The sequence below is a fragment of the Ruegeria sp. B10 genome (assembly GCF_056539825.1).
On sequence record NZ_JBQFVP010000004.1, the window covers coordinates 154,256 to 173,433 of the forward strand.

At 60.0% G+C, this 19,178-nt stretch carries 17 protein-coding genes; 7 read left to right on the forward strand and 10 right to left on the reverse strand.

Features of this window, described 5'->3' with window-relative positions:
- Positions 1 to 271: 271 nt before the first annotated feature.
- Both lysA and ACR0J4_RS07110 read left to right on the forward strand, forming a co-directional pair.
- A complete protein-coding gene (lysA, locus tag ACR0J4_RS07105; RefSeq protein ID WP_170642765.1) occupies positions 272 to 1,537 on the forward strand; it encodes a diaminopimelate decarboxylase in 1,266 nt (421 codons plus the stop codon).
- Positions 1,538 to 1,574: 37 nt separating this feature from the next.
- Complete coding sequence (locus ACR0J4_RS07110; protein WP_480668351.1) at positions 1,575 to 4,118, forward strand: TIGR02302 family protein; 2,544 nt, start codon at positions 1,575 to 1,577, stop codon at positions 4,116 to 4,118.
- Positions 4,119 to 4,225: 107 nt separating this feature from the next.
- Here the strand turns inward: ACR0J4_RS07110 and ACR0J4_RS07115 are convergent, their stop codons facing one another.
- Positions 4,226 to 4,936 carry a zinc-ribbon domain-containing protein gene (locus tag ACR0J4_RS07115; protein ID WP_170642766.1) on the reverse strand — a complete coding sequence of 237 codons (711 nt, stop codon included), beginning with the start codon at positions 4,934 to 4,936 and terminating at the stop codon, positions 4,226 to 4,228.
- A 184-nt stretch (positions 4,937 to 5,120) separates the two neighbouring features.
- Between ACR0J4_RS07115 and ACR0J4_RS07120 the strand changes: the two genes are divergently transcribed.
- The 4 genes from ACR0J4_RS07120 to ACR0J4_RS07135 are packed head-to-tail and all read left to right on the forward strand — an operon-like array spanning position 5,121 to position 8,026.
- Entirely contained in the window at positions 5,121 to 5,798 is a 678-nt protein-coding gene (locus tag ACR0J4_RS07120; protein WP_170642767.1) for an ATP-binding cassette domain-containing protein, read from the forward strand.
- Entirely contained in the window at positions 5,795 to 6,694 is a 900-nt protein-coding gene (locus tag ACR0J4_RS07125) for an FtsX-like permease family protein (protein ID WP_170553602.1), read from the forward strand. Before ACR0J4_RS07120 ends, ACR0J4_RS07125 begins: the two co-directional genes overlap by 4 nt.
- A complete protein-coding gene (locus ACR0J4_RS07130) occupies positions 6,694 to 7,434 on the forward strand; it encodes a lysophospholipid acyltransferase family protein (protein ID WP_170642768.1) in 741 nt (246 codons plus the stop codon). Before ACR0J4_RS07125 ends, ACR0J4_RS07130 begins: the two co-directional genes overlap by 1 nt.
- Entirely contained in the window at positions 7,421 to 8,026 is a 606-nt protein-coding gene (locus ACR0J4_RS07135) for a pyridoxamine 5'-phosphate oxidase family protein (RefSeq protein ID WP_170642769.1), read from the forward strand. The genes ACR0J4_RS07130 and ACR0J4_RS07135 overlap by 14 nt, the downstream gene beginning before the upstream one ends.
- 9 nt (positions 8,027 to 8,035) lie before the next feature.
- On the opposite strand, the gene ACR0J4_RS07140 is transcribed toward ACR0J4_RS07135, so the two are convergent.
- Positions 8,036 to 8,629 carry an NAD(P)H-dependent oxidoreductase gene (locus tag ACR0J4_RS07140; RefSeq protein ID WP_170490972.1) on the reverse strand — a complete coding sequence of 198 codons (594 nt, stop codon included), beginning with the start codon at positions 8,627 to 8,629 and terminating at the stop codon, positions 8,036 to 8,038.
- 102 nt (positions 8,630 to 8,731) lie between these two features.
- Between ACR0J4_RS07140 and ACR0J4_RS07145 the strand changes: the two genes are divergently transcribed.
- Positions 8,732 to 9,310 (forward strand): TetR/AcrR family transcriptional regulator, encoded by a 579-nt coding sequence (locus ACR0J4_RS07145; RefSeq protein WP_170642770.1) that lies wholly within the window; start codon positions 8,732 to 8,734, stop codon positions 9,308 to 9,310.
- Positions 9,311 to 9,332: 22 nt separating this feature from the next.
- On the opposite strand, the gene lpdA is transcribed toward ACR0J4_RS07145, so the two are convergent.
- The 8 genes from lpdA to sucC form a co-directional block, all read right to left on the reverse strand.
- Positions 9,333 to 10,721 (reverse strand): dihydrolipoyl dehydrogenase, encoded by a 1,389-nt coding sequence (gene lpdA, locus ACR0J4_RS07150; protein ID WP_170642771.1) that lies wholly within the window; start codon positions 10,719 to 10,721, stop codon positions 9,333 to 9,335.
- A gap of 51 nt (positions 10,722 to 10,772) precedes the next feature.
- A complete protein-coding gene (locus ACR0J4_RS07155) occupies positions 10,773 to 11,165 on the reverse strand; it encodes an MAPEG family protein (protein ID WP_170469016.1) in 393 nt (130 codons plus the stop codon).
- Between the two features lie 123 nt (positions 11,166 to 11,288).
- Entirely contained in the window at positions 11,289 to 11,564 is a 276-nt protein-coding gene (locus ACR0J4_RS07160; RefSeq protein WP_170469015.1) for a hypothetical protein, read from the reverse strand.
- Positions 11,565 to 11,566: 2 nt separating this feature from the next.
- Entirely contained in the window at positions 11,567 to 13,075 is a 1,509-nt protein-coding gene (gene odhB / locus ACR0J4_RS07165; protein WP_170553568.1) for a 2-oxoglutarate dehydrogenase complex dihydrolipoyllysine-residue succinyltransferase, read from the reverse strand.
- A gap of 3 nt (positions 13,076 to 13,078) precedes the next feature.
- Complete coding sequence (locus ACR0J4_RS07170) at positions 13,079 to 16,036, reverse strand: 2-oxoglutarate dehydrogenase E1 component (RefSeq protein ID WP_170642772.1); 2,958 nt, start codon at positions 16,034 to 16,036, stop codon at positions 13,079 to 13,081.
- The gene (locus ACR0J4_RS07175; protein ID WP_170642773.1) at positions 16,033 to 16,575 is read right to left on the reverse strand and encodes a DUF805 domain-containing protein; all 543 of its coding nucleotides are present in this window, start codon (positions 16,573 to 16,575) and stop codon (positions 16,033 to 16,035) included. The genes ACR0J4_RS07170 and ACR0J4_RS07175 overlap by 4 nt, the downstream gene beginning before the upstream one ends.
- A gap of 441 nt (positions 16,576 to 17,016) precedes the next feature.
- Positions 17,017 to 17,898 carry a succinate--CoA ligase subunit alpha gene (sucD, locus tag ACR0J4_RS07180; RefSeq protein ID WP_170378979.1) on the reverse strand — a complete coding sequence of 294 codons (882 nt, stop codon included), beginning with the start codon at positions 17,896 to 17,898 and terminating at the stop codon, positions 17,017 to 17,019.
- A gap of 84 nt (positions 17,899 to 17,982) precedes the next feature.
- Positions 17,983 to 19,176, reverse strand: coding sequence for an ADP-forming succinate--CoA ligase subunit beta (sucC, locus tag ACR0J4_RS07185; RefSeq protein WP_170469002.1), 1,194 nt, complete (start codon positions 19,174 to 19,176; stop codon positions 17,983 to 17,985).
- Positions 19,177 to 19,178: the final 2 nt, after the last annotated feature.

The window sequence follows — 19,178 nt, forward strand, 5'->3', positions numbered from 1 at the left end:
CTGGCACGCCGAGGCGCGGCCCTTCGTTCTAATACTCAGAGACTGACCTCATGCGAATTTTCGTATTTCTTTTGGCGCTCGTCGCGCTTGCGGCTTGCGAGCCGACCTCCAGCCAACGGCCGGCGCCGCAAAAAGAGCCCAGTTCAACCGGAGTCTCAGTGTCCGGCTATGCGCGTGTCGGGGTGTCGAACGATTTCTGATCGCTCTGCGGCATATCGTTTCAGCGCGAATCCATTGATCCACAGGGCGGTTTTGGTCTAATCGCGCTTTTATGGATCACTTTCTCTACCGCGACGGCGCGCTTTACGCCGAGGATGTCCCGATCTCCGAAATCGCAGCCGCGGTCGGAACCCCGTTCTATGTCTATTCGACTGCGACCCTGTTGCGGCATTTCAAGCTGTTCGATGACGCGCTTGAAGGCACTGATCACCTTGTCTGCTATGCGATGAAGGCCGCCAGCAATCAGGCGATCCTGAAAACGCTGGCGCAGGCGGGTGCTGGAATGGATGTGGTCTCGGGCGGGGAATACCTGCGCGCTAAGGCCGCCGGTGTGCCGGGCGACAAAATCGTCTTTTCGGGCGTTGGCAAGACGGCGGATGAGATTCGCACAGCGCTGACCGGCGGCATCCGCCAGTTCAACGTCGAATCTGAGCCCGAGATGGAAGTGATCAACGCGGTGGCGACAGACCTCGGTGTTGTCGCGCCGATCACCGTTCGGGTGAACCCGGATGTGGACGCCAAGACCCATGCCAAAATCGCAACCGGCAAGTCCGAGAACAAGTTTGGCATCCCGATCTCGCGCGCGTCCGAGGTCTATGCCAACGCGGCCTCGCTACCGGGGTTGGAGGTCATCGGCATCGACGTCCATATCGGCTCGCAACTGACCGAGCTTGAGCCGTTTGAGCTGGCTTATACCAAGGTCGCCGAACTGACCGAGCAGCTGCGGGCAGAGGGCCACAACATCCGCCGCCTCGATCTGGGCGGTGGGCTTGGCATTCCCTACACACGCTCGAACGACGCGCCGCCTTTGCCGTTGGAATATGGCGCTCTGATCAAGAAAACTTTGGGCCATCTGGGCTGCGAGATCGAAATCGAACCCGGTCGCCTGATTGCGGGCAATGCCGGTCTGATGGTCAGCAAGGTGATCTATGTGAAATCCGGCGAAGGGCGAGATTTTCTCATCCTTGACGGAGCGATGAACGATCTGATCCGCCCGGCCATGTATGAGGCGCATCACGATATCGTTGCGGTACAGGAACCAACAGCGGGGGTCGAACAACAACCCTATGACATCGTGGGCCCGGTCTGCGAATCCGGTGATACCTTTGCCAAACAGCGCAACATGCCACCGCTTGCACCGGGTGATCTGATCGCTTTCCGCAGCGCCGGTGCCTATGGCGCGGTGATGGCCAGCGAATACAACACGCGCCCCCTGATCCCCGAGGTTTTGGTGAATGGGGATCAATTTGCCGTAATTCGTGAACGCCCAAGCTTTGACGAAATCATAAACCGCGATACCATACCTGAGTGGCTCTGACGCGGTAGGCGCGCGGGCCAACACCCGGAGGCCCGCTTTGAGCGACAAACCAAACCTGCCCGTTCCCCGTCTGTCCGTGTGGATGACACATGCCGGATTGCTGGCCGAGCAGGTTTCGCGCGCGTTTTGGCCGTTTTTCTCGGTTTTGATGGCTGTTTTGGCCGCGTTGATGCTGGGTCTGCATGATGTTGTGCGGGTTGAGATCGTGTGGGGCGCAGCTGTCGTCGTAGCCATTGCGCTGCTTGTCAGCGCGATCTGGGGGATTCGGCAATTCCACCTGCCATCACGAGCCGAAGCGCTGGCCCGATTGGATGAAACCCTGCCCGGGCGTCCGATTCAGGCATTGATGGATGATCAGGCGATTGGTGCGGGGGATGCGGATTCGGTTGCCCTCTGGCAGGCGCACAAGGCGCGGATGGCGGACAGTGCCGCGCAAGCGCGCGTTGCCAAACCCGACCTGAGACTGGCCTCGCGCGATCCTTACGCTCTGCGCTACGCAGCTTTGCTGGCGCTGGTGGTCGCAGCCCTGTTCGGTTCGTTCTGGCGGATTGGCTCGGTGGCCGAGATGGCCCCCGGAACTGCAGTGGCGGGGCAAGGACCAACATGGGAAGGTTGGGTCGAACCCCCACGCTATACCGGACTGCCGACTCTCTATCTGGCCGATCAGACGGGTCCCACGCTGTCGATCCCTCAAGGCAGTCGCGTTACTCTGCGTTTTTATGGCGAGGTCGGCGCGCATAGCCTGACCGAAACAAGCTCTCCCTTAGGTGCCGAGGCCGCGACCGAAACTGAGCAGGATTTCACCGTCGCCCGTTCAGGCCAGATGCGCATTGATGGCCCCGCAGGACGGGATTGGATGGTGGACGTCATTCCCGACACCCCGCCGAGCATTGCGGTTGCTGATAAGGCCGAAGCCGAGGCAGGCGGGCAGATGAAGCTGCCCTTTACGGCTTCGGATGACTATGGGATTGTCTCTGGCTCGGCGGTTATCGAGTTGGACATGGCCTCGGTAGATCGTCGCTATGGTCTGACGGCTGACCCTGAACCGCGCGAGGTGATCGAGGTCGAATTGCCAATGCCGATCACCGGAGACCGCGCGGATTTCACCGAAGATCTTATCGAGGATTTCTCACAGCACCCATGGGCGCATCTGCCGGTTCGCATCACGTTGATGGCGCGCGACGCCTCGGACCAGGAAAGCACGTCCGAGCCATATTTGACCGATCTACCTGCGCGCCGATTCTTTGATCCCCTGGCGGCTGCGGTGATCGAACAGCGCCGCGATCTACTCTGGTCGCGGACCAATGCGCCGCGTGTGGCCCAGGTTCTGCGGGCGATCTCGCACCGGCCCGAGGAACTGTTTCGCTCCGATACCGCCTATCTGCGCTTGCGGGTCACCCTGCGGCGGTTGGAAAACTTCAACGACTACGGTTTGAAGGATAAACAACAGGCCGAGATCGCGCAGGCCCTTTGGGATCTGGCGGTTTTGATCGAAGAGGGCACTCTGGCTGATGCGCTGGAGCGGATGCGCCGGGCGCAGGAGCGTCTCACTGAGGCGATGCAAAACGGGGCCAGCGATGAGGAAATCGCTGAACTGATGCAGGAACTGCGAGAGGCCACGCAGGATTACCTGAACCAGTTGCAGCGTCTTGCGCAGGAAAACGGCGACAGTGATGAGCGCCAGTCCGGTCAGAATGGCGAAAGCATGCAAATGACGCAGGACGATCTGCAGGCCATGATGGATCGCATTCAGGAATTGATGGAACAGGGCCGCATGGCCGAGGCGCAGCAGGCGCTGGAAGAGTTCCAGCAGATGATGGAGAACATGCGTGTCACCCAAGGCCAGGGGCAGGGTGGTCAATCCGAGGGGCAACAGGCCATGGAAGGCTTGGCCGAGACTCTGCGCGAACAGCAAGGCTTGAGTGATCAGGCATTCCGCGATCTGCAGGAACAGTTCAACCCCGGCGCTCAGGCCGGAGAAAACCAGGGCAATGAAGGCCGCAATGGCGGTCAGGGCCGTGGCGAAAGCCACGAGGGTCAGGGCGGTCAGGGTCAGGGTTCGGATCAGGCTGGTGAAGGCCAACCTGGTGAGGGGTCTTTGGCGGATCGGCAGCAGGCCCTGCGGCAGGAACTGAACCGACAGCAACAGGGTTTGCCAGGTGCAGGCACCCCCGAAGGCGACGCGGCGCGCGATGCGCTGGGCCGCGCGGAAGGTGCCATGGAAGAGGCGGAAGAGGCGCTGCGCGGCAATGATCTGGCCGAAGCGATCGACCGGCAGTCCGAGGCGATGGAGGCTCTACGCGAAGGCATGCGATCACTGGGTGAAGCCATGGCGCAGAATCAGCAGAACCAATCCGGACAAGGCACCGAGGAAGGTGAGGCGCAAGCCAACAGCCGCGACCCGCTGGGCCGAAATCCCGGTGCGGCCGGGTCGATCTCCACCGATGACAACCTGTTGCAGGGTGAAGACGTTTACCGCCGCGCGCGTGAGTTGCTGGACGAAATCCGCCGTCGGACCGGAGAAACCGACCGGCCCGAGATCGAGCTGGAATACCTCAAGCGTCTGTTGGAACGGTTCTGAGCCGCTATATCGTTTCGGCTTAAACCTGAGACACAAATACCCTGCCACGCCTTCAGCGTTATCGGGACATTCGTGTCACTTGATGACTAAGGTAAAACCCGAACGCATTATTCCTGCGGCGCGCCTGCCCCGGCCTGCGTCTCAAGCCAGATACGGGCCTGATCAATCAAAGAGACGTAGGAGTCCAGCACCGGATCTGCTTGCGGCACGGCCTCGCTGATTTGTTGCGCATTGCCGTAGATCAAATAGAGGATCACGCCGATGATCAGCATCACGGCAAAACCGCGCACGAAGCCACGGGATTGTTTGGCCGGGGGCGTGTCGTCGCCCTCGTCGCTCATCATGCCTGAATTGATGGTCTCAACGTCAGGAAGCTCATCCTTTTGACCCGCATCCTCGGCGGTCTCGGTCGCAGTTGGGTGCTTGATCTGAAACTCGGGTTCGACAGAATCCTCCAGCGCCAGATCTGGTTGCGTCTCAAGGCTGCTGCCTTCTTGAGAGCGCAGCTCCGCCTCACGCGCGGCCTCTTCCTTCAGAATGCTCGCAACGGCCGGGTCGACATTGCCGGTTTTGCCAGTATCGGACGGCGGCTCATCAACAAACTCAACTTTTGTGTCGGGTTCAGGGGTCGGCTCTGGCTTAGCGTCCGGCTCGGCGGTGGCTTCAGGCGCGTCGGCAGTGGGTGCTGCGTCTTCCGGGTGCTTGGGCTGAAACCACGTCTGGTCACAGGCGGAGCACTGCACATCGCGCCCCTCTTCGGGGATAACCTCGTCCGGCACTTCGTACTGAGCGCCGCAATTCGGACATGTAAGTCTCATACTGCCTCCCCGGCCTGACGTTCGGCCCGATAGTAGTTTTTTCAGGGATGATATTCCGTTAAGACCCAACAGCAAAGGGCGTTTTCGGTTTCACGGGGCAAGTGTCGCCAATTGGACTCGGTGCAGGCATTGAAACCGCAGGCAAGCTCGGGCAAGAAGATCGGCAAAAGAACTGGGGACACCTGTGATCGAGCTGGAAAATGTCAGCTATACCTATGGCGACGGCGCATTGCTGAGCGATGTCTCAGTCAAATTGCAGCCCGGCTCGTTCCATTTCCTGACCGGACCTTCGGGCGCAGGCAAAACCACGTTGCTGAAGCTGTGCTATGGCGCGTTGTTGCCGACCTCGGGTCGGTTGAGCGTGCTTGACGAAGATATCGCGCGTCTGGATCGGGATCAGATGGCCCTGCTGCGGCGCCGGGTCGGTGTGGTGCATCAGGACTGCCAGTTTCTGGACCACATGACGCTGGCTGAAAACGTGGCCCTGCCTCTGATGGTGTCGGGACGGGCCGAGTCGGAAGAGCAAGACAACTTGACCGAGCTTTTGTCCTGGGTTGGGCTAGGGGCCCGGCTTGACGCCCATCCGCCCGAACTGTCGGGTGGTGAACGCCAACGCGCGGCTTTGGCCCGAGCCGTGATCTTGTCGCCCGACGTGGTGCTGGCGGATGAGCCGACTGGCAACGTCGATTGGGAGATGTCGCAACGGCTGCTGCGTCTGCTGATCGAGCTGAACCGCATGGGCAAGACCGTCTTGATCGCTACCCACGACCTGAGTCTGATCCGCGCGGCCAAAAGCCAAGTTCAGGCCCGCGTGTTGCGTATCTCGCAGCGTAAACTGCATCTGGCTGGAGCGGACCTATGAGCAATGGCGACCTCCGCAACCTGCTGCGCCGGGATACGCGCGCAGATCGCGTTGTCCCTCCGACCGGGTACACGGCGCATCTGACCCTATTTGTCTCAGGCGCAATGGCGTTTCTGGCGGTGTTTGCGCTGGCGCTGTCACTTGCCTCGGGCCGGATTGCAGACCGTTGGGCCTCGGAGCTGGCGGGGGCTGCCACCTTGCGTATCAACGCCCCGGCCGAGCAGATGGCGGCACAGACGGAAACCGCGCTGACCGTTCTTGGCCAGACACCCGGCGTCGCCTCGGCCCGCGCGTTGACGGCCGAGGAACAGGCCGCGCTGCTGTCCCCGTGGTTTGGGCCGGACTTGCCGATTGAGACACTACCCATCCCGCAACTGGTTGAAATCGTTGAAGGTGAGCCGGGTCTGGATACGGCTGGTCTCCGTCTGCGATTGGGCGCCGAAGTGCCCGGAGCGGTTCTGGATGACCACACCCGTTGGCGCGAGCCCCTGGTGGATGCGGCGATGTCCCTGCGACGGCTGGGCTGGGTCTCGATCCTGCTGATCGGAGGCGCTACCGCGGCTATGATCACGCTGGCAGCCAACGCCTCGCTTGCTGCGAATGCCAGCATCATCGCAGTGCTGCGGCAAGTGGGCGCGCGGGATCGGTTCATCGCCGGCGCATTTGTCCGCCGCTTTACCTACCGCGCCTTCTTCGGCGCATTTGTCGGGACGATGTTGGGGATGACGGGCGTTTTGCTCTTGCCCGACCCCTCGGACGAGGGCGGATTTCTGACCGGAGTAGGGTTTCAGGGGCTTGGCTGGGTGTTGCCCTTGCTGATCCCCGTTCTGGGCGCTGTGGTTGCCTTCTTCGCCACCTGGACCGCCGCCCGCCGCAAGTTGAAGGAGCTTTCCTGATGTCACAGGGCTTTCAATGGATCCGTTCCCTGATCTTCATGATTGTGATTTACGTTTGGATGTTGATCCTTGGAATCGTCTATCTGCCATACGCGATCTTCACGAAACAGGGCGCTTTGCGCGCATGCAAAACTTACGCGCGCAGCACGATGTGGTTGGCGCGATGGATGGTCGGCATAAGGTGCGAGGTGCGTGGCACGGTACCCACCGGCGAGGTTGTCATCGGGGCCAAGCACCAGTCTTTCCTTGATATCATCATGATCTTCAACGCCATCCCGCATGGTAAATTCATCATGAAGCGAGAGCTTCTCTGGACCCCGGTCATCGGAATGTATGCGCGTCGTTTGGGCTGCATCCCGGTCAATCGCGGTAAGAAGGGGGCGGCAGTGGCCAAGATGGTTAAAGACGTCGCCAAGGAATTCGCCGAACCCGGCCAACTGGTGATTTACCCTCAGGGCACCCGCGTCGCGCCGGGCGTGTCCAAACCATACAAGGTCGGCACGGCGATCCTGTACAGCGGGCTGGGCTTTCCCTGTGTGCCAGTTGCGACCAATGCCGGCGTATTCTGGCCGCGCAGTGGTATCTTGCGCAAACCGGGGTTGGCGATCGTCGATTTCCTCGACCCGATCGAACCGGGCGTCGAACGGGACGCGTTTCTGAACCGTTTGGAAGATGTGATCGAGACACGCTCAGACGCTTTGATGAAAGAAGTGGGGTTTGATCCGGATGGAGTTCATTGAAGACATCCCGAGCCTAGAGGCGCTCTATGGCACGCCCGCAGCGCCGTCGTTGCGCAAGGTAGCGCACAGCCTGACGCCGCTCTACCGGCAATGGATCATGGCATCGCGCCTATGTGTCCTCAGCACCGTTGGCCCCGAAGGCGTCGATGGCAGCCCGCGCGGGGACGATGGGCCCGTTGTTTTGGAGCTTGATCCCAATACGCTGGCCATGCCGGATTGGCGGGGGAACAACCGTCTGGATTCCTTGCGCAATATCGTGCGCGATCCGAGGGTTTCGGTGTTGTTTATCGTGCCCGGCTCCAACACTGTGGTTCGCCTGAACGGGACGGCACGGGTATCTGCGGATCAAGGGTTGAGGGCGCGGTTCGACAAGCAAGGCAAGCAACCGGCCACCGTGATCGTTATCCAGATTGCCGAGATCTACACCCAATGCGCCCGGGCCTTGATGCGGGCTGGGACATGGACCGGCGGAGATCAAAGCAGTGGATTGCCCACGGTTGGCGAGATCCTTGCAGAAGCCTCATCCGGTGAGGAAGGCGGCGCGCAATACGACTCCGAATGGCGCGCGCGCGCCGCAAAGACAATGTGGTAGATAGGGCACCTAGATAGCCTCTGCGCCAATTCTGGCGACCTTGGAAATCCAGCGATCGACGCTTCCTGGCTTTGGCTCGCTGGCCCCTGCGAAATATGTGAACCGCGTTGGCTTGAAGCCGACAAAGCCGAGTATCTGATCGCGGACTTGCCGGATCAGTGCTTGACGGTAGATCAGGCGCATGAACCAGCCGGGTGTGTCCGAGGTCAGGATGACGCGCGCGGTGCGACCGGTCAGCATCGGGGCCGGAAAGCCCAGTTTGGTGGTGTTTCTCGTATCGAACGTTCGTCCCGGGATGAACATGCGATCAATCAGGCCTTTAAGCTTTGCGGGCAGGCCACCCCACCACATCGGCGCGGTCATAACGAGATGGTCGCTCCATTCGAAATCCTGCAGCAGCTGCTCAAGCTCGGGTTCGAGGGGTTTGAACTCGTGATAGTTGCCCTGTCCAAAATCGAGATCGAACTGAAGGTCGCTCAGATGGATCAGGCGGACGTCATGACCGTTCTGGCGCGCAGCGTCGCCGTATGTTTTCGCAAAAGTACGGGACAGGCTGCTTTCGGCAGGGTGTCCGTCGAGGATCAGGATTTTCTTGGCGTGCATGGGATGTCTCCTAAAAATGACCGTGGTCAGTTTATAAAATGTAAAAATGACCACGGTCAATATAAAATTTGACCACGGTCAAAAAACATGCAATCTGGCCTCATGCAAAAGACAGTTCAGAAACGCAAGTTGAAAACCCGCGCCCGCCTGGTGGCGGTGTCGCAAGAGTTAATTCAGAAAAGTGGGTATGAGGGCCTTCGGGTGGAAGAGGTGGTGCAAACGGCCGGTGTCGCCAAGGGCACCTTCTTTGCGCATTTTCGCGACAAGGACGCGTTAATGGAAATCCTGATCGCGGACAGATTGAATGCGTGTCTGGATCAGGCCGAAGCGGGGCAATCGCCCAAAACCGTCAAACAGCTTATCGCTGCCTTGGAACCGGTCCACAGCTTCATGATGTCCGAACGGTATGTATTTGATCTGCTGATCCGGTATTCCGGCGCAACCGCCATCGCGGATGTTGGGCCGATCGCCTATTGCTTTGAGCGGTATTTCCGGGTGGTGATGATGTGGCTTGAAGTGGCCGAGACGCGCAAGGATGTGCCGTCCGAACTTTTGGCCGAAGGTGTTCAGGCCTTTGCGATTCAGGCCATGTCTCTCAGGTTCTGCGCGTTGCATTCGGCAACAACGTTCACCGACAGGCTGGAAACTTATCTGGATGCCTGGTTGACCCCGACAGGCTGATCGCTGCCGGGGTCAGAAAGCTTTAGCTATGAATTGGGCCGTCACCACAGGCCAGAGCGGCCTCACGCACGGCTTCCGAATAGGTCGGGTGGGCGTGGCAGGTCAGGGCGAGATCTTCGGCTGAGGCGCCGAACTCCATCGCGACGCAAACCTCGTGGATCAGGTCGCCCGCAGCGGGGCCGATGATATGGGCACCCAGAATCCGGTCGGTTTCCTTGTCGGCCAGAATCTTGACGAATCCGTCAGAGGCAAAGTTGGCCTTGGCCCGGCCATTGCCCATGAACATGAACTTGCCGACCTTGTAGGCGCGGCCGTGTTCTTTCAGAGTCGCCTCGGTTTCACCCACATTGGCAACTTCGGGCCAGGTGTAGATCACGCCGGGGATGACGCCGTAGTTCACGTGGCCGTGCTTGCCGGCCACCTGCTCGGCGGCGGCCATGCCTTCGTCTTCGGCCTTGTGGGCCAGCATCGGGCCTTCGGTGACGTCGCCGATCGCGTAGATGCCCGGCACGTTGGTCTGCCAGTCCGAGCCGACCTTGATCTGACCGCGCGGCGTCATCTCGACACCCAGCGCATCCAGCCCCAGCCCGTCCGAGTATGGCTTGCGTCCGGTGGCGACCAGAACGGTATCGGCTTCAATTACATGTTCACTGTCATCCTTGAGCAGCTTGTAGGTGACTTTCGCTTTGGTTTTTGACGCTTCGGTCTTTTGCACCGCCGCACCCATCACGAAGTTTAGACCCTGCTTCTTGAGGATCCGCTGGAAGGTCTTCTGCACCTCGGGGTCCATGCCGGGGGTGATTTCCTTGAGGAATTCGATCACCGTCACTTCAGCGCCCAGACGGCTGTAAACCGAGCCCAGTTCCAGACCGATCACACCGGCACCAATCACTACCATCTTCTTCGGGATCTTGCCCAGCGACAGCGCCCCGGTTGAGGTCACGACGACCTTCTCGTCAACCTCGACACCCGGCAGGGCCGAAGGCTCGGAGCCTGATGCGATGATGATGTTCTTGGTGTCGTGAACCTCATCACCCACTTTGACCTTGCCGGCAGCCGGGATTGACCCCCAGCCTTTCAGCCAGTCGATCTTGTTCTTCTTGAAGAGGAACTCGATGCCCTTGGTGTTGCCCTCGATCACCTCGTCCTTGTAGGCCTGCATCTGTTTCCAGTCGACGGACGGAGATTTGCCCTTCAGGCCCATCTTGGCAAAGTTATGCTCTGCCTCGTGCAGCTGATGAGAGGCATGCAACAGCGCCTTCGACGGGATGCAGCCCACGTTCAGGCAGGTGCCGCCCAGCGTCTCACGCCCTTCGACAACGGCGGTTTTCAGACCCAGCTGGGCGCAGCGGATGGCACAGACATAGCCGCCGGGACCGGCTCCAATTACGATGACGTCATAGCTGGACATTGAGGGCACTCCTTGGTGTGTCTTGGCCGCATCCTGGCGCGGCGTACTAAGCTATAGGGCTAGCAGGTAAAGGTAGATCGTCGCAAGAAACCCAGCCATCCACACGATAGTGCGCAGGAAGGGAACCGGGATTGCGAAGGCGTAGACCGGAACGAAAACGACACGCGCGATCAGAAAAATCTGCGCGGCTAGCAGCGATCCGGAGGTGAAGGCGTCCTTGGCGGACAGGATCAGAACGGCAGGGGCAAACAGGGCCATGGCGACGACCGAATTGGTCAGAGCCCGCTCGACCCGGCCCGCAACGCCGGTCAGGGCGGGCATATCATCTCGTGCGCCACCCAATGTCATCAACCCGACCTGCGACATGGCTGTCAGCACATTCAGCAAAACCACTACGACGATCAGAAGGCCGTACAGAGCAAGAATGGAAAGTTCGGAAGACATGACGAGTATCCTTTTTCAACCAGAGTCCGTTTGTCGGTTAGCATTCTCTGACATCAATAGCAGGCGCGCTTCACGTGTATTTGCGGGACTGTGTGCGGGGTGGTCCCGCACACAGCAGAGTTTTTACGGTAAGACCGGGTCCAGAAGTTTCACCTGGATATGGGCGACCCCACCGCGTTCGAGATGCATGGCCAGCTCTTCCGAGTCGAAGAAAGCGCGGGCTTTTTGTATGTCATCCACTTCGAACATGGCGATGGCGTGATCCTTTTGATCGGGGTCACGCCAGACATGTAGGTCGTGGATACCAGCGGCCTGGCGCATCGCGATGTCTTCGCGAAACACCTTCAGCCAGGCATCAAAGTCTGCCACATCGGCTTGCCACAGAACATGCGTTGCCATGATTACAGATCCATCAGCAGGCGGCGCGGGTCTTCTAGCGCCTCTTTCACGCGGACAAGGAAGGTCACCGCGCCTTTGCCGTCAACGATCCGGTGGTCATAGGACAGCGCCAGATACATCATCGGACGGATCACAACCTGACCGTTGATCGCCATCGGGCGGTCCTGGATCTTGTGCATGCCCAGAATACCCGATTGCGGGGGGTTCAGGATCGGCGAAGACATCAGCGAGCCATAGACGCCACCGTTCGAGATGGTGAAGGTGCCGCCTTGCATTTCGGCCATGCTCAGCTTGCCGTCACGGGCGCGTTTACCTTTCTCCGCGATGGCCTTTTCGATTGCTGCAAAAGACATCGAGTCCGCATCGCGAATGACCGGAACCACCAGGCCTGTGGGCGTACCGGCGGCGACACCCATGTGGACGAAGTTCTTGTAGACGATGTCGGTGCCGTCGATCTCGGCATTCACCTCGGGCACTTCTTTCAGCGCATGGCAGCAGGCCTTGGTGAAGAAGGACATAAAGCCCAGACGCACGCCGTGCTTCTTTTCGAACTGGTCCTTGTACTGGCTGCGCAGGGCCATCACCTCAGTCATGTCCACCTCGTTATAGGTGGTCAGCATGGCAGCGGTGTTCTGGCTGTCTTTCAGACGCTTGGCGATGGTCTGGCGCAGGCGTGTCATCTTGACCCGTTCCTCGCGCGCGGCGTCATCGGCGGCCACAGGCGCGCGTGGCGCAGGGGCCGGAGCCGGAGCGGCAGCAGGCGCGGGTGCAGCAGCCGTTGCCACGGCGCGGGCCACGTCTTCTTTCATGATGCGGCCATCACGTCCGGTGCCCGAGACTTGAGCGGCGGACAGACCGGCCTCGGCCATGGCTTTCTCTGCCGACGGAGCGTTGGCGACATCTTTGCCAGTTGCTGCTGCGGCCGGGGCTGCGGCGGCGGCAGGGGCGGGTGCAGGAGTAGCGCCGGCGCCGGCGCCCGAGATCACGGCCAGTTTGGCCGAGGCATCCACGGTTGTGCCTTCAGGCGCAACGATTTCCGCCAGAACGCCAGCAGCAGGGGCGGGAACCTCGACCGAGACCTTGTCGGTCTCCAGTTCACACAGCATCTCGTCCTGCGCGACCGCGTCACCAACCTGTTTGAACCATGTCGAGACGGTGGCTTCGGTGACCGATTCACCCAGCGTGGGCACCATCACATCAACATTGCCACCCGACGCTGCCGGAGCGGCCGCAGGGGCGGGCGCTGCTGCGGCCGGGACAGGGGCTGCACCTTCGCCTGCAGCGATGGTCGCCAGCAGGGCGTCGACGCCAACGGTTTCACCCTCGGCGGCGACGATCTCGCCCATAACGCCAGCGGCGGGCGCGGGGACTTCGACCGTCACCTTGTCGGTTTCAAGCTCACAGAGCATCTCATCCACGGCCACGGCATCACCGGGTTTCTTGAACCAGGTCGCAACCGTGGCTTCGGTAACAGACTCGCCTAGCGTGGGAACACGAACTTCAATGGTCATCGTTTACTTTCCTTCGAGGCTCAGCGCTTCGTTCACGAGCGCTTCTTGTTGAGCTTTGTGTTGGCTGGCCAGACCCGTCGCAGGCGAGGCCGAGGTTGCGCGGCCGACATAGAGCGGCCGTGTATGTTTGGCGCCGATACGGGTCAGCACCCATTCGATATTGGGCTCAATGAAGGTCCAGGCACCTTGGTTTTTAGGCTCTTCCTGGCACCAGACGATCTCAGCCCCTTTGAAACGCTCAAGCTCGTTGATCAGCGAGTGCGCTGGGAAGGGGTAATACTGCTCGATCCGCATCAGGTAGACGTCGTCGATACCACGGGCGTCGCGTTCCTCTAGCAGGTCGTAGTAGACCTTGCCGGAACACAGAACCACGCGCTTGATTTTGTCGTCCGCTGCCAGCTTGGTGTCTGAGTTGCCCCGCTGCGCATCGTCCCACAGCACCCGGTGGAAGCTGGAGCCAGTGGTGAAATCCTCGGCCGTGCTGACCGCCAGCTTGTGACGAAGCAACGATTTCGGGGTCACCAGGATCAGCGGTTTACGGAAGGTACGGTGCAGCTGGCGGCGCAGGATGTGAAAATAGTTCGCCGGTGTCGTGCAGTTCGCCACGATCCAGTTGTCCTGACCACACATCTGCAGGAACCGCTCCAAACGCGCCGAGCTGTGTTCGGGGCCTTGCCCCTCGAACCCGTGCGGCAGCAGCGTCACCAGACCCGACATCCGCAACCATTTGCTTTCGCCCGAGCTGATGAACTGGTCGAACATGATCTGCGCCCCGTTGGCAAAGTCACCAAACTGCGCCTCCCACAGGACCAGAGCGTTGGGTTCGGCCAGCGAGTAGCCGTATTCAAAACCCAGAACCGCATATTCAGACAGCATCGAGTCGATCACTTCGTAGTGCGACTGACCCTCGCGGATGTTGTTCAGCGGATAAAACCGCTCTTCCGTTTCCTGATGGACAAAGCCCGAGTGACGTTGACTGAACGTCCCGCGCGTCGCGTCCTGACCGGACAGTCGAACCGGAAAGCCCTCGGTCAGCAACGAGCCAAAGGCCAGCGCTTCACCTGTGGCCCAGTCAAAGCCCTTGCCACTGTCGAACATCTGTTTCTTGTGGTCCAGCAGACGCGCAACGGTTTTGTGTACCGCAATATCCGCAGGGGCGTGGGTCAGCGCGTTGCCGATCTCGGCCAGAGTCGCCGGGGCGATGGCGGTTTCGCCGCGCACATAGTCCTCTTTGTTCTTGTCCAGGTGAGACCAGCGCCCGTCCAGCCAGTCGGCCTTGTTGGGTTTATAGTCTTTGCCGGCCTCGAACTCATCATTCAGATGGGCCTGGAAGGCGGCCTTCATATCCTCGATCTCACCTTCCGGGATCAGGCCGTCTTTGACCAGACGCTCGGTATAGAGCGACAGAGTGGTCTTATGCGTCTTGATCTTCTTGTACATGATCGGGTTGGTGAACATGGGCTCATCGCCCTCGTTGTGACCAAAGCGGCGGTAGCAGAAGATGTCGATGACCACGTCCTTGTGGAACTTCTGGCGGAACTCTGTCGCGACTTTGGCTGCGTGAACAACCGCCTCGGGGTCGTCGCCATTCACGTGGAAGATCGGCGCTTCGACCATCAGCGCGATATCGGTCGGATACGGGCTGGATCGCGAGAAGTGCGGCGCGGTGGTAAAGCCGATCTGGTTGTTCACGACGATATGCATAGTGCCGCCGGTCTTGTGGCCCTTGAGGCCGGACAGGCCAAACCCTTCGGCGACCACACCCTGACCGGCAAAGGCCGCGTCACCGTGCAGCAGGATGCCCATAACCTTGGTGCGGTCGGTGTCGTTCAACTGATCCTGTTTGGCGCGGACCTTGCCCAAAACCACCGGGTTCACGGCTTCTAGGTGCGAGGGGTTGGCAGTAAGCGACAGGTGGACGCTGTTGCCGTCAAACTCACGGTCGCTGGAGGCACCGAGATGATACTTCACGTCGCCAGAGCCATCCACATCTTCAGGCTTGAAGCTGCCGCCCTGGAACTCATTGAAAATTGCGCGGTAGGGCTTGCCCATCACGTTGGCCAGAATATTCAGGCGGCCTCTGTGCGGCATGCCGATGACAATGTCGCTGACGCCCAGAGCACCACCGCGTTTGATAATCTGCTCCATCGCCGGGATCAGGCTTTCGCCACCATCCAGACCGAACCGTTTGGTGCCCATGTATTTGACATGCAGGAATTTCTCGAAACCCTCGGCCTCGACCATCTTGTTTAGGATCGCCTTACGGCCTTCCTTGGTAAAGGCGATTTCTTTGCCGTAACCTTCGATCCGCTCCTTCAGCCACGCGGCTTGTTCCGGGTCTGAGATATGCATGTATTGCAGCGCAAAGGTGCCGCAATAGGTGCGCTTCACGATCTCGACGATCTGCCGCATCGAGGCCATCTGCAGGCCCAGAACATTGTCGATAAAGATCGGCCGGTCCATGTCGGCCTCGGTAAAGCCATAGGTCTTCGGATCGAGTTCCGGGTGTGTGCTGGCCGCGCGCATGCCCAGCGGATCCAGATCTGCGGCCAGATGGCCTCGGATCCGGTAGGCCCGGATCAGCATCAGCGCTCGCAAGCTGTCCAGCACGGCGCGCTTGATCTGGTCATCGCTGACCTCTACGCCCTTGTCGGCCGCTTTTTCCTTGATCTTCTTGCCTGCAGCCTTGGCATCGATCTCGACCCACTCACCGGTCAGCGCCCCAGTCAGATCATCCGCAGGCATCAGCGGCCAATCGGTCCGCGCCCAGGATGGCCCCTCGGCTTCGCGCTGAACGTCCGGAGAGGCGTCACCCATTGCCTTAAAGAACTCGGCCCAAGCGGCATCCACCGCCCCGGGATTCTTGGTGTATTGGGCATAGAGCTGCTCCAGATACTCGGCATTGTGGCCTTGCATAAAGCTTGAGGCATGGAACGCGGAATTGGGCGTGTGTTCGGTCATTGGGCTACCTCATATGGGTTGGGACCGTATTGGTTGGTGCCTGGTTGAGACGGGCGGGTCAGCCACCACAGAACCAGGAGGGGCGACACAAACAAAACAAGCAGTGTCGGAATGACGATCAGCAGAGTGGCACGTGTGAACAGAATGTCCAGATTGCCGCCATGCTGGAAACTCGAGGCAAGGCCGATGCCGAAAATCAGAACCGCGAAGGCCCCGAGGATCAGCAGGATCGGCAACAGAGCGTAAAGCCCACTGCGCCCGGAATCGTGCATCCGCCGCCACGCGACGGCCAGATGCGGGAAGAACACAATCAGGCTGACGATGCTTTGCACCGGTTGACGGGATGTGGCGGTGACGGATTTCACGCCATCTCCCTCGGTCACCGAGACCTGAGTGAAGAATTGTGCATCAATGATCCCCGCAAGAATGCTCCAGATCACGATGAACAGGAAAAAGAACCAATACTCGGGCCGTGAGGCACGACCCGAGAAAGTGAAGAATTTGGAGAAACAAGTGCGGATCGCGTCAGAGAAGGTCACGGCAAATCCCTACCCCTTAGTTCTCAGTTGCGCAGTCATAGGTGGTTTGGCGACGCCCTATCAACCATAGATAGCTACCCACCTGTACATCGGATTCCAGCTGAGCTGTTCCATCTAATTGTGAACACCAAAACTCAGCCGCCATTCGCATTTCGTCCTTATCGACACGAAAACTTACATACGTGAACGCGATTTTGTCGTCTGCCAATACGTCTGTCTCGGCACCATGTAGACCGGGAATAGCCCGAACAATGAATTGATCCATCGGAGTGAATTCAGTGTTTTGGGCTGCGAGGGATGTGCCGCTACATGCAAGAAGCAAAGCAAGTGCCGCCCGGCGGCAACGCCGGGCAGCGCCCGACCCTCCCCCCGGGCGCGCGCTTTTGGCGCTCACCCAAGGTTGGGCGCTATCCTCAGCGCCTGTGGAGAGTCGGTCTGCCATCAGCCAATCGCTTCCAGCACGGCCTCACCCAGCGTCGCGGGGCTTTCTGCCACAACGATACCGGCCGAGCGCATGGCTTCGATCTTGTCCTCGGCGCCGCCTTTGCCGCCCGCGACAATCGCGCCTGCGTGGCCCATGCGGCGTCCCGGAGGGGCTGTGCGGCCTGCGATGAAACCGGCAACCGGCTTCTTGCGGCCCTTTTTGGCCTCATCCGCCAGGAACTGCGCGGCTTCTTCCTCGGCCGAGCCACCGATCTCACCGATCATGATGATCGAGTGGGTCTCGTCATCGGCCAGGAACCATTCCAGCACGTCGATATGCTCAGTCCCTTTGATCGGGTCGCCGCCGATACCAACGCAGGTGGACTGGCCCAGACCCACATCGGTGGTCTGCTTAACGGCCTCATAGGTCAGAGTTCCCGAGCGGGACACAACGCCGACCGAGCCGCGCTTGTGAATGTGGCCGGGCATGATGCCGATCTTGCAGGCGTCAGGTGTGATGACACCGGGGCAGTTCGGGCCGATCAGGCGCGATTTGCTGCCTTCGAGCGCGCGCTTCACCTTCATCATGTCCAGAACCGGAATGCCTTCGGTGATGCAGACGATCACTTCCATCTCGGCGTCAATTGCTTCGAGGATCGAGTCAGCCGCGAAGGGCGGCGGAACATAGATCACCGAGGCGTTGGCTTCGGTCACGTGCTTGGCTTCGTGGACCGAGTTGAACACGGGCAGGCCCAGATGCTCCATGCCGCCTTTGCCGGGGGTCACGCCGCCAACCATCTTGGTGCCATAAGCAATGGCCTGTTCAGAGTGGAATGTGCCCTGCGAGCCGGTAAAGCCCTGACAGATCACTTTGGTATTTTCGTCGATGAGGACTGCCATTTGGCGTTCTCCTATTTTAGGCGGGCCAAGGCCTGCCAGAATTCTTCGGAAAAGTGGGGCGAAACCCACTCCACGGAATTGGGCTTAGCCTTTCACGGCTTTCACGATCTTCTCGGCGCCGTCTTTCAGGTTGTCCGCCGCGATCACGTCCAGGCCAGAGGAATTGATGATCTCTTTGCCCTTTTCGACATTCGTGCCTTCCAGACGTACGACCAGCGGAACCTGCAGGCCGACCTCTTTCACCGCGGCAACAACGCCCTCGGCGATGACGTCACAGCGCATAATGCCGCCGAAGATGTTGACCAGGATGCCTTTGACGTTCGGGTCCGAGGTGATGATCTTGAACGCCTCTGTCACTTTCTCTTTGGTCGCACCGCCGCCCACGTCGAGGAAGTTGGCAGGCTCTGCACCGTAGAGTTTGATGATGTCCATAGTCGCCATCGCCAGACCCGCACCGTTTACCATGCAGCCGATCTCACCATCCAGCGCGATGTAGTTCAGGTCGTACTTAGAGGCTTCCAGTTCCTTGGGATCTTCCTCGGTCTCGTCGCGCAGCTCGGCGATGTCGGGGTGGCGGTAAACCGCGTTGCCGTCAAAGCCCAGCTTGGCGTCCAGCACCTTGAGTTCGCCGCTGTCTGAGACGATCAGCGGGTTTATCTCCAGCATCTCCATGTCCTTCTCAACGAAGGCTTTGTAGAGGATGCCCATCAGGCGCACGCATTGCTTGACCTGCGCGCCTTCCAGACCCAGCGAGAACGCGATGCGGCGGCCGTGATAGGCCTGATAGCCGGTTACAGGGTCCACCGAGAAGGACAGGATTTTTTCGGGCGTGGACGCGGCCACTTCTTCGATATCCATGCCGCCTTCGGTCGAGCAGACAAAAGAGATGCGGCTGGTCTGGCGGTCCACCAGCAGGGCCAGATACAGTTCACGCTCGATGCCGGAACCGGCCTCGATATAGATGCGGTTGACCTGCTTGCCCGCGGGGCCGGTCTGGTGGGTGACCAGAGTGCGACCCAGCATCTTCTTTGCTTCCTCGGCCGCTTCTTCCACCGACTTGGTCAGACGGACTCCGCCTTTTTCACCTGCGTCGGCCTCTTTGAAGCTGCCCTTGCCGCGCCCACCTGCGTGGATCTGCGCCTTCACAACCCAAAGAGGGCCGTCCAGTTCACCGGCTGCGGTTTTGGCTTCCTCGGCGCGCAAAACTGCGCGACCATCGGAGACCGGAGCGCCATAGCTGCGAAGAAGCGCCTTGGCTTGGTATTCGTGAATGTTCATCG

What these genes read in the sequence shown, in the direction of transcription:
- lysA (WP_170642765.1), top strand. Translation starts at nt 272, where the DNA reads ATGGATCACTTTCTCTACCGCGACGGCGCGCTTTACGCCGAGGATGTC.
- ACR0J4_RS07115 (WP_170642766.1), bottom strand. Translation starts at nt 4,936, where the DNA reads ATGAGACTTACATGTCCGAATTGCGGCGCTCAGTACGAAGTGCCGGAC.
- ACR0J4_RS07125 (WP_170553602.1), top strand. Translation starts at nt 5,795, where the DNA reads ATGAGCAATGGCGACCTCCGCAACCTGCTGCGCCGGGATACGCGCGCA.
- ACR0J4_RS07130 (WP_170642768.1), top strand. Translation starts at nt 6,694, where the DNA reads ATGTCACAGGGCTTTCAATGGATCCGTTCCCTGATCTTCATGATTGTG.
- ACR0J4_RS07135 (WP_170642769.1), top strand. Translation starts at nt 7,421, where the DNA reads ATGGAGTTCATTGAAGACATCCCGAGCCTAGAGGCGCTCTATGGCACG.
- ACR0J4_RS07140 (WP_170490972.1), bottom strand. Translation starts at nt 8,629, where the DNA reads ATGCACGCCAAGAAAATCCTGATCCTCGACGGACACCCTGCCGAAAGC.
- ACR0J4_RS07145 (WP_170642770.1), top strand. Translation starts at nt 8,732, where the DNA reads ATGCAAAAGACAGTTCAGAAACGCAAGTTGAAAACCCGCGCCCGCCTG.
- lpdA (WP_170642771.1), bottom strand. Translation starts at nt 10,721, where the DNA reads ATGTCCAGCTATGACGTCATCGTAATTGGAGCCGGTCCCGGCGGCTAT.
- ACR0J4_RS07155 (WP_170469016.1), bottom strand. Translation starts at nt 11,165, where the DNA reads ATGTCTTCCGAACTTTCCATTCTTGCTCTGTACGGCCTTCTGATCGTC.
- ACR0J4_RS07160 (WP_170469015.1), bottom strand. Translation starts at nt 11,564, where the DNA reads ATGGCAACGCATGTTCTGTGGCAAGCCGATGTGGCAGACTTTGATGCC.
- odhB (WP_170553568.1), bottom strand. Translation starts at nt 13,075, where the DNA reads ATGACCATTGAAGTTCGTGTTCCCACGCTAGGCGAGTCTGTTACCGAA.
- ACR0J4_RS07170 (WP_170642772.1), bottom strand. Translation starts at nt 16,036, where the DNA reads ATGACCGAACACACGCCCAATTCCGCGTTCCATGCCTCAAGCTTTATG.
- sucD (WP_170378979.1), bottom strand. Translation starts at nt 17,898, where the DNA reads ATGGCAGTCCTCATCGACGAAAATACCAAAGTGATCTGTCAGGGCTTT.
- sucC (WP_170469002.1), bottom strand. Translation starts at nt 19,176, where the DNA reads ATGAACATTCACGAATACCAAGCCAAGGCGCTTCTTCGCAGCTATGGC.